Origin of the sequence: Brevundimonas sp. VNH65 (assembly GCF_049445955.1) — a bacterium.
Classification (GTDB): domain Bacteria; phylum Pseudomonadota; class Alphaproteobacteria; order Caulobacterales; family Caulobacteraceae; genus Brevundimonas.
On record NZ_JBMSDX010000001.1, the window covers coordinates 647,727 to 660,993 of the forward strand.

The following is a 13,267-nucleotide window of genomic DNA, read 5'->3' on the forward strand; positions in this document are numbered from 1 at the left end:
AGGCGCGATGTCAGGAGTTGGCGGCGGAGATTTCGGATGACCGGTCGGGTTGTGCGGGCGACGGCCCAGGGGCTGATCCTCGGCCTGGCGTTGGCCTGGGGCGCGAGCAGTCCGGTCCAGGCCCAGACGCGCGATGCGGCGGCGGAAGCGCGCATTCAGGCCGACGTCGCCTTCCTGGCCGATGATGCGCTCGAGGGGCGCGGCAACGGCCAGCGCGGCTATGATCTCGCCGCCCTTTACGTCCAGTCGCGGATGCAGGCGATCGGCCTGAAGCCCGGCGGCGTGGACGGAACCTGGCGCCAGCCCTTCGCCGTCGCCCGGATCGGCGTGGCGGACGACGGCGCCACGCTCACCCTTCGGCGTCCCGGCGGTCAGACCCTGGTCTGGAGCAATGGAGAGAATGCGCTGCTCGGCGTCGGCCGACGCGCCGGCCATGAAACGGCGACGATGCAACTGGCCTTCGTCGGCTTCGGCGCGGCCGAGGACTACGCTGACCTCGACGTCGCCGGAAAGGCGGTCGTCGTCCTGTCCGGCGCGCCGAGGGGCATGGCGCCTGACGCCGCCGCCCGGCTGGAAGCGGACAAGACCGCCGTCGCCGAGGCCAGGGGCGCGATCGCTGTCATCACGGTCAACACCGAGGCCAGCGCCCGCCGCTTCACCGACGCCCTGATGAAGCGGATGGCGGGCCGCACGGAATCGGCCTGGGTCGGGGCCGACGGCCTGACGCGCCGCGCCAACCCCGGCGTCGCCTTCACCGCCTTCCTCGGCGACGCCGCCGCCGAGGCCCTGTTCCAGGGCGCGGACCGCTCCTACGCCGAGATCCGCCGCGCTGCGGCGGCCGAGGACGGACGACCGTCGGGCTTCATTCTGTCCGGTGAAGCGATCTTCGACGTGCATACGCGGCGCGACGACCTGGCTGTCAGCAACGTCATCGGCCGCATCGAAGGGACCGACCCTGACCTCAAGGCCGAGCATGTCGTGATCACCGCCCACCTCGATCACCTCGGCATGACCGGCTCGGGCGAGGACCGCATCAACAACGGCGCCCTGGACAACGCCGGCGGCGTCGCCGCCATGCTGGAGGCGGCGCGCGCGCTCGCCGCCAGCCCGCCGCGCCGTTCGGTGCTGGTCGTCGCCCTGGCGGCGGAGGAGGTGGGTCTGATCGGGTCCGACTATCTGGCCCGTCACCCCGTCGTCGACGACGTGGCGGCCAATGTGAACCTCGACATGCCGGTCCTCACCTACGGCTTCAGCGATGTCGTGGCCTTCGGCGCCGAGCATTCGACGATGGGACCGCGGGTCGATGCGGCCGCCCGCGCGCAGGGCGTGAAGCTGTCGCCTGACCCGATGCCGGAACAGAACGTCTTCACCCGCTCGGACCACTATTCCTTTGTCCGCGCCGGGGTGCCCTCGGTCATGCTGGCGACGGGCTATGCGGACGGCGGCGAGGCGGCCTGGGGCGCCTTCTTCGCCGAGAAATATCACAAGCACGGCGACGAGATCGGGGCCAATTTCGACTGGGACGCGGCGGCCCGCTTCGCCCGGATCAATGCGGCGGTCATCCGCGAGGTGGCCGACGCCGACCAGCGCCCGCTCTGGTACGAGGGCAACACCTACGGCGACCGCTTCGCCGCGGGCCAGCCGCGTGCGCCGGCGCCGACCCACTGACCGGACGATCGCCCGGGGAACCGAAAGCCGGGGAAAACGGGCCAAACCCCCACGGGGGCGCTAGACTCAGACGTCCCGATCCCCGATTCGCAGCCGCATGACCATTCACACCCCGCCGCCCGAGGGCGGACGTATCGTCGAAGAGCCGATGAGCGACGCCCTGTCGCGTCGCTATCTCGCCTACGCCCTGTCGACCATCACCAACCGCGCCCTGCCGGATGTGCGGGACGGCTTCAAGCCGGTGCACCGGCGCATCCTCTACGCCATGCACCAGATGCGGCTGAACCCGCAGGCGGCCGCGCGCAAATGCGCCAAGGTGGTGGGCGAGGTCATGGGCGGCTATCACCCGCACGGCGACGCCTCGATCTATGACGCCCTGGTCCGCCTCGCCCAGGACTTCGCCCAGCGCTATCCGCTGGTCGACGGCCAGGGGAACTTCGGCAATATCGACGGCGATAACGCCGCCGCCATGCGCTACACCGAGTGCAAGCTCACCCCGGCGGCCATGCTGCTGCTGGACGGCATCGACCAGGACGCCGTCGACTTCCGCCCCACCTATGACGATCAGGACGAGGAGCCGGTCGTCCTGCCGGCGGGCTTCCCCAATCTGCTGGCCAACGGCTCGTCGGGCATCGCCGTGGGCATGGCGACCTCCATCCCGCCGCACAACGCCCATGAGCTGATCGACGCCTGCCTGCTGCTGCTGGAACGACCCGAGGCCACGACGGCCGAACTGGTCGAGATCGTGCCCGGCCCCGACTTCCCGACCGGCGGCGTCGCGGTCGAGGGCCATGCGGCCCTGCTCGACGCCTATGAGACCGGCCGGGGCGGCGTTCGCCTGCGCGCGCGCTGGGAGGTCGAGGACCTGGGCCGGGGCCAGTGGCGCATCGTCGTCACCGAGATGCCCTACCAGGTGCAGAAGTCCAAGCTGATCGAACAGCTGGCCGACCTGATCGAACAGAAGAAGGCGCCCCTGCTGGGCGACGTGCGCGACGAGTCCGCCGAGGACGTCCGCCTCGTGCTCGACCCCAAGAGCCGCGCCATCGAACCCGAGGTGCTGATGGAGAGCCTGTTCCGGCTGTCCGATCTGGAGGTCCGCTTCCCCATCAACATGAACGTTCTGGACGCGACCAACACCCCGCGCGTCATGGGATTGAAGGACTGCCTGCAGGCCTTCCTCGATCACCGGCGCGAGGTCCTGATCCGGCGCGCCCAGTGGCGCATCGAGCGGGTCGAAAAGCGGCTGCACCTGCTGGAAGGCCTCCGCATCGTCTTCCTCAACCTGGACGAGGTGATCCGCATCGTCCGCGAGGAGGAACAGCCCAAGGCGGTCCTGATCGCCCGCTTCGGCCTGACGGAGATGCAGGCGGACTACATCCTCGACACCCGGCTGCGCCAGCTGGCCCGGATCGAGGAGATGGCCATCGAGAACGAGTTCAGGGAACTGTCCGAGGAACTGGCCGGGCTGAAGGCGATGATCGTCTCGCCCGCTCGCCAGAACAAGCTGCTGAACGTCGGCCTGCTGGATGTGCGCAAGGCCCTGATCTCGCCGCGCCGGACCACCATCGCCGAGGCGGTGGACGCCTCGGCCTTCGTCGCCCCCGAGGCCTTTGTCCCGCGCGAGGCGATCACGGTCATCCTGTCCGAGCGCGGCTGGATCCGCGCCGCCAAGGGCAAGGTCGAGGATCCGTCGGAGCTGAAGTTCAAGGAGGGCGACAGCCTGGCCTTCCTGGTTCCCGGCTTCACGACCGACAAGCTGCTGATCGCCGCCTCGGACGGGCGTGTCTTCACCGTCGGCGCCGACAAGCTGGCGGGCGGACGCGGCCATGGCGAGCCGCTGCGCCTGATGATCGACCTGGACGAGAAGGCCGAGATCATCGCCCTGCTGGCGCATCAGCCCGGCGCGAAACTTCTGGTCGCCTCGACGGCGGGCTACGGCTTCATCGCCTCCGAGGACGAGATGCTGGCCCAGAAGCGCGGCGGCAAACAGGTGCTGAACGGCGAGTTGAAGGCCCTGCTGCGCGTGACCGGCGACCATGTCGCGGTCATCGGCGACAATCTGAAGACCCTGATCTTCAAGGCCGAGGAATTGCCCGAGATGGGCCGCGGCAAGGGCGTCAAGCTGCAGGCCTACAAGGGCGGCGGCCTGCAGGACATCGCGGTCTTCGACGGCGAGGCCGGGCCCGAGTGGGTCGACGGCGGCGGCCGTCGCCGCAACTGGCCCGACTGGAAGGACTGGCTGGGCAAACGCGCCCAGACCGGCCGGATGGGGCCGCGCGGCCTGCGCAAGTTCCGCTGACCCTTCGGAAGCTGACTTGACGCGGAATTCACTGGCGAAGCCGTCGGCGGCGCCCGATGTTTCGTCGAAACGGAACAGGACCACGCCATGACCGCCCTCATCGTCATTGTCGTCATCATCGCCGTGATCGGCTTTCTGGTGGTCGGCGCCTACAACCGGTTGGTGGCCCTGAACCAGAAGGCGGATCAGGCCTTCGCCGACATCGACGTGCAGCTGAAGCAGCGCCAGGACCTGATCCCCAACCTGGTGGAGACGGTGAAGGGCTACGCCGCGCACGAAAAGGGCACACTGGACGCCGTGACCCAGGCCCGCGCGGCGGCGGCCGGTGCGACGACCGTGGATCAGAAGGTGGCGGCGGAAAACATGCTGACCGGCGCCCTGGGCCGGCTGTTCGCCGTCGCCGAGGCCTATCCCGACCTCAAGGCCAACACCAACTTCCTGGAGCTGCAGCGCGACCTGTCGGACCTGGAGAACAAGCTGGCGGCGGCCCGCCGCTTCTTCAACAACGCCGTGGCCGAGTTCAATGCGGTGCGGCGTCAGTTCCCGACCGTCCTGTTCGCCGCCCTCGTGGGCTTCGCGTCCGACAAGCCCTTCTTCGACGTGGGCTCGGCCGAGCGCGCCGACATGAACGCGGCCCCGCCGACGGTGGCGTTCTGAGCCTGGCGCCGCCATGAGGGCCGTCGGCCTTTCGACCCATATCTGGGCCAACAACACCCGGTCGGTGCTGCTTCTGGCCGGCTTCCCGGCCCTGATGGTGCTGTTGCTGTACGGGGCGCAGCTGATCCTGATGGGCTTCGGCCTGATCCAGGGGACGGGGCGGGGGCTGGAGGACGACCTGGTCCTCGCCGGCTCGATGCTGGGCTTCACGATCCCGGCGGCCCTGGCCGTCGCCGGCGTCTGGTTCGTGATCGCCTATCTGGGCAACCAACTGATGATCGACGTCATGACCGGCGCCCGAAAGGTGGACCGGCGCGACGCCCCCGAACTCTACAATCTGCTCGAGAACTTGTGCATCTCGCGCGGCATGACGACGCCGACGCTGCGGATCATCGAAAGCCCGGCCCTCAACGCCTTCGCCTCCGGTCTGCACGCCGGGCGCTATTCCGTCACCGTCACGCGCGGCCTGATCCAGACGCTGGATCGCGACGAGATGGAGGCCGTGCTGGCGCATGAACTGACCCACATCATCAACAAGGATGTGCGGACCATGGTGATCGCCTCGATCTTCGCCGGCATCATCAGCGTCATCGCCGAACTGGTGTTCCGTGGCCTGTTCCATGTGCGGGGCGGGGGCAAGGACAACAAGAACGCCGGTCCGCTGATCCTGATCGGCATCGCCATCGCCGGGATCGGCGCCCTGCTGGCCGTGGTGATCCGGCTGATGCTGTCGCGGACGCGCGAATATGTCGCCGACGCCGGATCGGTGGAGCTGACCCGCAACCCCGACGCCATGATCCGCGCCCTGCGCAAGGTCTCCGGTCGCTCCAAACTGGCCGCGCCGGACGAGGTCCAGGGCATGTTCCTCGACAACCAGCCGGACGCCAGCGGCATCGACGCCATCTTCGCCACCCACCCCTCGATCGAGGACCGCATCGCCGCCCTGGTCAGATTCGCCGGCGGCCGCGACGAACCTCTCCTCGCCACCGGCGTCCCGACCACCTGACGCCATCCCGATTGGGTTGCTGCCTTCCTTCTCCCCGTTGGTAGAAGGTGCCCTGTAGGGGCGGATGAGGGGACGGTCGGACCGTCGGCGACAGCCGTCGCGCCGTCCGTGACACGGCTCGCCGACGACGCATGTCCTATTCCTTCCCTTCTTGGGGAAGAGGGACCGCCGCAGGCGGTGGAGGGGGCTGATCCACACCCGCTTGGTGGAGGAGGATCGCATGCGATCCGACGACCGGACCGCCGAAAGCGGTGGAGGTGGAAACCCACACCCACTCCCGTCACCCTCGGGCTCGTCCCGAGGGCCCATCCCGGACGCCGCACAAGCTTCTGCGATGAGATGCGCACCGATCCACCGCTCGACCGCGCGCATCCACGAGTCCTCGGGACAAGCCCGAGGATGACGGCAGGGGGACGGGAGGCGATGCCGCCAGGACGGCCGATCCTGAAGCCCCTAAATCTCCAGGGCGGCGTCGCCGCGCAGGACGGCCTCGGCCTGAGGGGTGTGCTTGGCGCCCGAACGGTCGTGCAGGACCAGCGGCGGCAGAAGGCGCAGCGGCGCGCGGCCGGACCGGACGGCCTGGACCAGCACCCGCTTGGCCGGGGCGTCGGCGAAGGGCTGAATCGGCAGGATGGCGAAGGAGCCGGCCTTTTCGCCCAGCAGGGCCAGCAGGTCGGCCAGGCGATCGGCCCGATGAATCAGGACGATGCGGCCACCATCCTTCGCCGCCGCCAGCAGCAGGTCGGTCCAGGCCTTCAGCCCGTCGTCGGCGATCCAGGCGCCGCGCTTTCCGGGCGCGGGCGCGCGCAAGGCGGCGGCGTCGTCGAAGAAGGGCGGATTGCTGACGGCCCAGTCGAAGCGGGGAGAGGCGAGGGGGCCCAGGCCGTCGGCGACGTCGCCGGTCACGATCAGGGTGCGATCCTCCACCCCGTTCAGCCCGGCGTTGCGGCGGGCCAGTTCGGCCGCGGCCGCATCGCGCTCCAGCCCCACCAGATGCGTTCCCGGACGTCGGGCGGCGACCTGCATCAGGACGGCGCCGGCCCCGCAGCCGGCCTCGAACACGCGATCGCCGGGCCGCGCGGCCGCCACGGCCGCCACCAGGGCGGCGTCCATGCCGGCGCGATAGCCGTGCGTCGGCTGCAGCAGCCGCACCCGGCCGCCCAGCAGAGCGGACTCGGCGATCTGCGGCTCTGTCGAGGCGTCGGCTTCGGGCGTCATTCGGCTTGACCGGTCATGGTCCGATCACCATTGTCCGCCTCGCTTCGGGGCGGCAAGTCCCGAGGCTTCCGAGGCGCGCCTTTGTCCCGGAAACGCCAGACCGCCAGAGAGTATCCGTGGACGCTGCCGCCCTGAAACCCGCCCGCGCCAAGGGCGACATCGAGGCCCTGCTGCGGCTGGCCGCCGACGACATGGCGCGCGTCGACGCCCTGATCATCGAACGGATGCAGTCCGATGTTCCGGTCATCCCGATGCTGGCCGACCATCTGGTGGCGGCGGGCGGCAAGCGTCTGCGGCCGTTGCTGACCGTGGCGGCGGCGCGGGTCGCCGGGGGGGCGGTCGAGAACGCCGTCAAGCTGGCGGCGGCGGTGGAGTTCATCCACACCGCCACCCTGCTGCACGACGACATCGTCGACGCCTCGAACCTCAGGCGCGGCAAGGTGGCGGCTCACCTGATCTGGGGCGCGCCGTCCAGCGTGCTGGTCGGGGACTTCCTGTTCGCGCGGGCCTTCGAGCTGATGGTCGAGACCGACCGTATCGCCGCCCTGGGCATCCTGTCGCGCGCCTCGGCCGTGATCGCCGAGGGCGAGGTGCTGCAGCTGACGCGGGCGCACGACCTGGGCCTGGACCAGGACGTCTATATGCAGATCATCGCCGCCAAGACGGCGGAACTGTTCGCGGCGGCGGCCGAGGCCGGGGCCGTGGGCGCCGACGTCGATCCCGTCCAGTGCGCGGCCCTGCGGGACTATGGCCTGAACCTGGGCCTCGCCTTCCAGCTGGCCGATGACGCCCTGGACTACGGCGGCGCGTCCGACACCCTCGGCAAGAACGCGGGCGACGACTTCAACGAGGGCAAGGTGACCCTGCCCCTGCTGCTGGCCGTCCAGCGGACCAGGGGGCGCGAGGACGCCTTCTGGGAGCGGACGATCAACAAGGGCCAGAGGGACGACGGCGACTTCGCCCGGGCCCGCGAGCTGATCGTTGGAACCGGCGCGGTCACGGCCACGATCGAGACCGCCTATGACTACGCCGATCGGGCCAGGGCGTCCCTGTCGGCCCTCCCGGCCGGCCCCTGGCGGCAGGCGCTGGAGCAATTGGCGGACTTCGCGGTCAGCCGGGCGGCCTGAGGTCGCTCGCCTTTCGGGCAAAAGGAAAAGGGGCGACCTGACGGCCGCCCCTCGAGTGCGACGCCGTGGGGGCGGCGTCGCGGTCAGAAGCGGGTCCTGAGACCCACGACGAAGTTGCGGCCACGTAGCGGGGCCAGCGTCGAGATGAAGGAGGCGTGGTTCAGCGCCGTCTCATCGAGCAGATTCGTCCCGCGCACGAACACCTGGTTGCCGAAGCCGCCGATGTCGAAATCGTAGGCGACGGTGGCGTTGACCATGTCATAGCCCGGCGTGGCCTCCTCATAGTCGGCGATCCGGTCCTGATCGAACACGTGGATATACTCCAGGTGGCCCGACCAGGCGCCGGCATAGGCGTCGGCCCGACCGCCCAGACGTCCGGCCGGGATGCGCGGCAGGTCGCCGCCGTCCTTGAGCTCGGCCTGGACATAGTCGCCGAAGGCGCCCACCGAGAGCCAGGGCGTCAGCTGCTGGCGCAGTTCGGCCTCGACGCCGGTGAAGGTCGCGTCTCGCTGCGCATACTGGACCAGCCGGAAGTCCTCGAACTGGTCCAGGGTGTCGGCGTAGATGTAGCCGTCATAGGCGTAGCGATAGGCGCCGACGGAGAAGGTCGTCGGGCCAGAGGTCTTCTCCAGCGAGAGCTCGACCGAATTCGCGGTCTCGACGTCGAGACCGGCGTCACCGATCTCATAGGTGTTCGTGGCCAGGTGGACGCCACGTGCGTAAAGCTCCTGGGCCGAAGGGGCGCGCTGCGAACGGGACACGGCCAGGGTGGTCGACCAGCCGGGCGCGAAGACCCAGTTCGCCGAGACCGAGGCCGAGAAGGGCGAATGGTCCGTATCGGCGCGGCCGACGGCCGAGGCTTCCTGCCACTCCTGGCGCAGGGCGCCTTCCAGCTTCACGGTGTCGGAGAGGCTGTACTCCTCCAGCAGGAACAGGGCGGTGGTGTCGGTGCGGCTGGGCGGAATGAAGGACTCGTCCCCCACGGCGGCGAAGTCGCTGCGCCCGACCTGGACGCCGAAGACGCCGCGCAGCGGACCGATCGGGGCGTGCTGCGCCTCGATGCGGGCGTCATACCCCTCATTGGTGAAGGTGGTGGCGACGACGCCCTCGTCCTTTTCGTCATGGGCGTAGTCGGTGTAGCCGCCCCGGAAGCGCAGGCGCTCGATGCCCGCGAACGGATCGGCGATCTCGCCCCGCACATCGACGCGGCGGCTGACCAGATCGACGACGGGCGGGTCTTCGTGCTCATGCTCGTGATCGTGGTCCTCCTCGCCGTGGTCGTGGCCGCCGCAATGCAGGCTCGACCCATGCGGGTGGCAGGATTCGTATTCGTGGCTGTGGCCCGGCAGGCCGTAGGTCGCCAACTGTTCGGTGAAGGCCGCGCCGAGATAGCCGCGCGAGCCGATCCACGAAAGGCCGACCGTCTTGGTCGAGCCGCGATTGAACGACCCGGCGAGACGGTCGAAGCCCTCCGCCGCTTCCTCGTGCTCGTGGTCCTCTTCCTCCTCGCCCTCGTCATGCTCATGGGCGGGCGGGGTGTAGAAGGGAGTTTCATAGTCGTCGAGGCTGCGGCCCGCCCACTCCAGCCGCAGGGCCAGGGATCCGGCGCCGACGGTGAAGCCCACGACCCCGGCCTGTTCGTCATCGGCCGTGCCCAACCGGGCCTCGGCGACGCCTTCGCCGCCGTTTTCGGGAATCCGGGTGGGGATTTTCCGGTCCAGAAGGTTCACCGCCCCGCCGATGGCGCCGCCGCCATACAGCAGGGCGCTGGGGCCACGCAGGATCTCCACCCCGTCCAGAAGCAGGGTCTCGCCGGTGACGGCATGGTCCGGCGACACCTCGGAGGCGTCGTTCAGGCCTGAACCGTCGCTCAGCACCTTGACCCGCGGGGCGGTCTGGCCGCGGATGACCGGACGGCTGGCGCCGCCGCCGAAGGTGTCGGAGTTGACGCCGGGCAGGCCGTTCAGGGTCTCGCCCAGGGTGCCCTGGCGCCGCTGGGTCAGGGCGTCGCCGCGCAGCACCGCCACGCTGGAGATGACTTCATCGCTGCGGCGGCCCAGGGGATCGGCCGTCACGACTACGTCGTCCACGCGGGTCGCCGGCCCGGACTGGGGCAGGGTCGTGGCCAGCGCGACGTGAGGCAGGGTCGACAGACCGGCGGCGGCGAGGAGGACGGTTCGAAGGCGCATGCGATAATCCTGAAACTCAAGCTGGGCTTGGTGTATGTTACAAGATAACGTAGCGCAAGCTACGAAATCGACAGAAGCGGCATTGTCCGGGAATGTCGCGCGGAAAGGTCAGCGTCCTTGGTGTCGGCTCTCTTCACCCATATCGAATCCCTGCAGGACAGCGCGCCGTGGGGGGCTTTCCTGGACGCCGGATCGGGCATGAACTCCAGCCTGTGGTCGACCGGGCTGGCGACCGACCGCTGGGTCGGGGTGACGGCGGCGCCCGGCCATGCGCGGCAGATCGAGGCGGCGGTGCAGGGCAGGTTGAGGCCGCAGGACAGGCTGGTGCTGGGAGACTGGACCAACCCCGAGGTGTTGATCGGCGAGACGTTCGACACCGTTCTGGCGGACTATCTGCTGGGCGCTGTCGAGGGGTTTTCACCCTATTTCCAGCCTCAGCTGTTTCGACGTCTGCGACCCCTGACGGGGCGCGTTCTGTATGTGGTGGGGCTTGACCCCTATGTGGTCGGCGAGGCCGGGACGGACGCGGGCCGCATGGTGCAGGCGATCGGGCGGCTGAGGGACGCCTGCCTCCTGCTGGCGGGGGAAACGCCATACCGCGAATACCCGATGGAATGGGTGCTGGAGACGCTGGCGGCGTCCGGCTTCGAGCCGATTTCGGCGCGGCGGTTCGGCAATCGCTATCGGGCGGCCTGGGTCAATGGCCAGCTCGACATGGCGGTGCGGCGGGTCGAGCGGTTTGAGGATCGCGCCCTGGCGGAGGCGATGTCGCGCCGGATCGAGGCCTTGAGAGCCGAAGGCCTGGCCCTGGGCCGGCGTGACGACGGCCTGCGTTTCGGGGCGGACTATGTGATCGCCGCCCGCCCCGTGTGACACGTTAACAGGGAATGGCGATGACGTGACCGCCGGCAGCGAAATCCAGCAGAGGTCGATCCCGAGTCATGAGATGGTATTCGCCGGACCTGGCGGTCGCAGCGATGATCCGGTCTGCGGGGTCGCGCAGCGCGGGGCCAGGCAGTTGTGAGGACGCCACCAATATTTCCGGCGATAGAGGCGCCAGATCGATCCCCAATTCCAGGAGGGTGTTGAACCACTGAAGTGGGGGGATCGTCAGGGCCAGCCGTTCCTTGGACACCAGCATGCCGACCTCCCAGGCGGTCATCGGCGACAGCAGGACCTGAACGCCTGTGGTCTCGGCGTTCCGAAGAGCAGACTCGGCGTCATCGGAAAGTGCTGAGCCTTCGGCCAGCCAGATCGCCGCGCAGGTGTCGAGCAGGATCGGCCGGCTCACCTGTCGGCGTCCCAGACTTCGCCTGTTGGCGCGGTCACGTCCGCGCCGGATGGAATGCTCGTGGTGCCGGCCATCCGATCACGGATACGGGTCAGGAGGCCCAGGCTGCGGCCGGGTGAGGACGGAGGCGTATGTGTTGGAACCGTGGTAGGCGAGGGACGGCGGTCGACCTTGCGACGGAACACCAGTCGGCGGGCGCCCATATCGACCCGCTCAGAGACGAAGCCGGCGGCTAGCCAGGCCCGGGTCATGACGTTGTTGGAGGGGTTGTTGCTCCACCAAGCCCGGATGCCGCTCGCCTTTTCAGGCAGTTTGAAACCGACGACCTTCTCGATTTCCGCAAAGGTCATCGGGACCTCGTGAGAGTCCTTGTCGATGAGGAAGTGTGTGAGGGGCTCGTACTTCGACATGGTCAGCTCCTGTGTGTTTGTGAACACTACAAAAACACAGTGTGTTTTTCAACCGGACATCCGGCAGCTGACTGAGGTCGGCTTTTGCATGTCCGGTAAAGGTGGGCCGGCTGCCGCTCGCAGGGCCCTATTTCAGGCTGGCGCAGAACCGCTGAATGCGTGTGCAGGCTTCTTCCAGCACGGCCTCGGACGTGGCGTAGCTGACGCGGAAGTAGGGCGACAGGCCGAAGGCAGAGCCTTGGACCACGGCGACGCCCTCGGCCTCCAGCAACTCCGTCGTGAAGGTGTCATCGCCGTCGATGACGACGCCCGACGGCGTGGTCTTCCCGATCAGGCCCTCGATGGACGGATAGACGTAGAAGGCACCTTCCGGGTTCGGGCAGCGGATGCCCGAGGCCTGGTTCAGCATGGAGACGACCAGGTCGCGGCGCGCCTGGAAGGCGTCGTTGCGGGGCTTGAGGAAATCCTGCGTTCCGTTCAGGGCCTCGACGGCGGCCCACTGGCTGACCGACGACGGGTTCGACGTCGTCTGGCTGGCGACCTTGCGCATCAGGTCGATCAGGGCCTTCGGGCCGCCGGCATAGCCGATGCGCCAGCCGGTCATGGCGTAGGCCTTGGACACGCCGTTGACCGTCAGGGTGCGGTCGTAGAGGTCCGGCGCCACCTGGGCGATGGTGGTGTACTCGAAGTCGTCGAACGTCAGGTGCTCATACATGTCGTCCGTCAGGATCCAGACCTGAGGATGGTTGCGCAGCACGGCCGCCAGCGATTCCAGCTCGGCGCGGGTATAGGCGGCGCCGGTCGGGTTGGACGGGGAGTTGAGGATCAGCCACTTGGTCCTGGGCGTGATCGCGGCCTCCAGCACCTCGGGACGCAGCTTGAAACCGTCCTTCTCCTCGCCCGTGACGAAGACCGGCTCGCCGCCCGCCAGCAGGGTCATGTCGGGATAGGAGACCCAGTAGGGCGCGGGGACGATGACCTCGTCGCCCGGGTTCAGGGTGGCCAGAAGGGCGTTGTAGATCACCGGCTTGCCGCCCGAGGCGACGTGGATCTGGTTGACCTCATAGGTCAGGCCGTTCTCGCGGGCGAACTTGGCGACGATGGCCTTCTTCAGCTCCGGCATGCCGTCGGCGTCGGTGTATTTGGTCTCGCCGCGGTTGATGGCCTCGATGGCGGCGGCCTTGATGTTGTCCGGGGTGTCGAAGTCCGGCTCGCCGGCGCCCAGGCCGATGACGTCGCGACCCTGGGCCGCCAGGGCGCGAGCCTTGGCGCTGACCGCGATGGTGGCGGACGGCTTGACGCGGGCGAGGGCGGAGGACTGCAGCGACATTTTGGAATTCTCGTTCTCGGGAGGCGGGCGCTGTTTACGAGGCGAGCGCGTTGCGTGCAATTGAACAGGCGT

The 13,267-nt window shown here is 68.8% G+C and carries 11 protein-coding genes; 6 read left to right on the forward strand and 5 right to left on the reverse strand.

Annotated elements, in window-relative coordinates:
* The first annotated feature begins 36 nt into the window (after nt 1-36).
* The 4 genes from ACO2Q1_RS03170 (at nt 37) to ACO2Q1_RS03185 (ending at nt 5,630) form a co-directional block, all read left to right on the forward strand.
* Nucleotides 37-1,668 (forward strand): M20/M25/M40 family metallo-hydrolase, encoded by a 1,632-nt coding sequence (locus ACO2Q1_RS03170; RefSeq protein WP_423328091.1) that lies wholly within the window; start codon nt 37-39, stop codon nt 1,666-1,668.
* Between the two features lie 97 nt (nt 1,669-1,765).
* Nucleotides 1,766-3,967 (forward strand): DNA topoisomerase IV subunit A, encoded by a 2,202-nt coding sequence (gene parC, locus ACO2Q1_RS03175; protein WP_423328092.1) that lies wholly within the window; start codon nt 1,766-1,768, stop codon nt 3,965-3,967.
* 87 nt (nt 3,968-4,054) lie between these two features.
* A complete protein-coding gene (locus ACO2Q1_RS03180; protein ID WP_423328093.1) occupies nt 4,055-4,624 on the forward strand; it encodes a LemA family protein in 570 nt (189 codons plus the stop codon).
* Nucleotides 4,625-4,637: 13 nt separating this feature from the next.
* On the forward strand, nt 4,638-5,630 hold the full coding sequence (locus ACO2Q1_RS03185) for a M48 family metallopeptidase (protein WP_423328094.1): 993 nt from the start codon (nt 4,638-4,640) through the stop codon (nt 5,628-5,630).
* A gap of 453 nt (nt 5,631-6,083) precedes the next feature.
* On the opposite strand, the gene ACO2Q1_RS03190 is transcribed toward ACO2Q1_RS03185, so the two are convergent.
* On the reverse strand, nt 6,084-6,848 hold the full coding sequence (locus tag ACO2Q1_RS03190) for a tRNA1(Val) (adenine(37)-N6)-methyltransferase (protein ID WP_423328095.1): 765 nt from the start codon (nt 6,846-6,848) through the stop codon (nt 6,084-6,086).
* 158 nt (nt 6,849-7,006) lie between these two features.
* Between ACO2Q1_RS03190 and ACO2Q1_RS03195 the strand changes: the two genes are divergently transcribed.
* On the forward strand, nt 7,007-7,975 hold the full coding sequence (locus ACO2Q1_RS03195) for a polyprenyl synthetase family protein (RefSeq protein WP_423328242.1): 969 nt from the start codon (nt 7,007-7,009) through the stop codon (nt 7,973-7,975).
* Nucleotides 7,976-8,058: 83 nt separating this feature from the next.
* On the opposite strand, the gene ACO2Q1_RS03200 is transcribed toward ACO2Q1_RS03195, so the two are convergent.
* Nucleotides 8,059-10,164, reverse strand: coding sequence for a TonB-dependent receptor domain-containing protein (locus ACO2Q1_RS03200; protein ID WP_423328096.1), 2,106 nt, complete (start codon nt 10,162-10,164; stop codon nt 8,059-8,061).
* Nucleotides 10,165-10,281: 117 nt separating this feature from the next.
* Between ACO2Q1_RS03200 and ACO2Q1_RS03205 the strand changes: the two genes are divergently transcribed.
* The gene (locus ACO2Q1_RS03205) at nt 10,282-11,037 is read left to right on the forward strand and encodes a class I SAM-dependent methyltransferase (RefSeq protein WP_423328097.1); all 756 of its coding nucleotides are present in this window, start codon (nt 10,282-10,284) and stop codon (nt 11,035-11,037) included.
* 4 nt (nt 11,038-11,041) lie between these two features.
* Here ACO2Q1_RS03205 and ACO2Q1_RS03210 read toward each other — a convergent pair whose 3' ends face one another.
* The 3 genes from ACO2Q1_RS03210 to ACO2Q1_RS03220 all read right to left on the reverse strand — a co-directional run bounded on the left by ACO2Q1_RS03210 (nt 11,042) and on the right by ACO2Q1_RS03220 (nt 13,195).
* Entirely contained in the window at nt 11,042-11,455 is a 414-nt protein-coding gene (locus ACO2Q1_RS03210) for a type II toxin-antitoxin system VapC family toxin (protein WP_423328098.1), read from the reverse strand.
* Nucleotides 11,452-11,865 (reverse strand): DUF7662 domain-containing protein, encoded by a 414-nt coding sequence (locus ACO2Q1_RS03215; RefSeq protein WP_423328099.1) that lies wholly within the window; start codon nt 11,863-11,865, stop codon nt 11,452-11,454. Before ACO2Q1_RS03215 ends, ACO2Q1_RS03210 begins: the two co-directional genes overlap by 4 nt.
* A 127-nt stretch (nt 11,866-11,992) precedes the next feature.
* A complete protein-coding gene (locus ACO2Q1_RS03220; RefSeq protein ID WP_423328100.1) occupies nt 11,993-13,195 on the reverse strand; it encodes a pyridoxal phosphate-dependent aminotransferase in 1,203 nt (400 codons plus the stop codon).
* Nucleotides 13,196-13,267 lie beyond the last annotated feature (72 nt).

Excerpts from the sequence above, each read along its gene's own strand:
- parC (WP_423328092.1), top strand. The coding sequence starts at position 1,766 with ATGACCATTCACACCCCGCCGCCCGAGGGCGGACGTATCGTCGAAGAG.
- ACO2Q1_RS03200 (WP_423328096.1), bottom strand. The coding sequence starts at position 10,164 with ATGCGCCTTCGAACCGTCCTCCTCGCCGCCGCCGGTCTGTCGACCCTG.
- ACO2Q1_RS03180 (WP_423328093.1), top strand. The coding sequence starts at position 4,055 with ATGACCGCCCTCATCGTCATTGTCGTCATCATCGCCGTGATCGGCTTT.
- ACO2Q1_RS03185 (WP_423328094.1), top strand. The coding sequence starts at position 4,638 with ATGAGGGCCGTCGGCCTTTCGACCCATATCTGGGCCAACAACACCCGG.
- ACO2Q1_RS03215 (WP_423328099.1), bottom strand. The coding sequence starts at position 11,865 with ATGTCGAAGTACGAGCCCCTCACACACTTCCTCATCGACAAGGACTCT.
- ACO2Q1_RS03220 (WP_423328100.1), bottom strand. The coding sequence starts at position 13,195 with ATGTCGCTGCAGTCCTCCGCCCTCGCCCGCGTCAAGCCGTCCGCCACC.
- ACO2Q1_RS03170 (WP_423328091.1), top strand. The coding sequence starts at position 37 with ATGACCGGTCGGGTTGTGCGGGCGACGGCCCAGGGGCTGATCCTCGGC.
- ACO2Q1_RS03190 (WP_423328095.1), bottom strand. The coding sequence starts at position 6,848 with ATGACGCCCGAAGCCGACGCCTCGACAGAGCCGCAGATCGCCGAGTCC.